This window comes from Acinetobacter sp. 24-47-66 (assembly GCF_056779755.1).
On the sequence record NZ_JBWYIL010000054.1, the window covers coordinates 1 to 210 of the forward strand.

The following is a 210-nucleotide window of genomic DNA, read 5'->3' on the forward strand; positions in this document are numbered from 1 at the left end:
CGCCAGAAATCACAGGTACAACTGAACCAGGAACAACAGTAAATGTCGTTGTTAAAGACAAAGACGGTCAAGTTGTTGCAGAAGGTCCAGCAACAGTTACAGGTGACACATGGACATACACACCATCAGTTGAATTGGCAGATGGCGAATATGACGTAGTTGCAAAAGCGACAGATAAAGCAGGTAACACAGGTGAATCTCAGCCAGAGA

Annotated in this window: 1 protein-coding gene; it reads left to right on the plus strand. The window is 44.8% G+C overall.

Going from position 1 to position 210, the window contains the following annotated elements:
• Nucleotides 1-210, plus strand: a 210-nt coding sequence (locus AC1M84_RS14345) for an Ig-like domain-containing protein (protein WP_481595248.1), incomplete at both ends; no start/stop codon positions are given.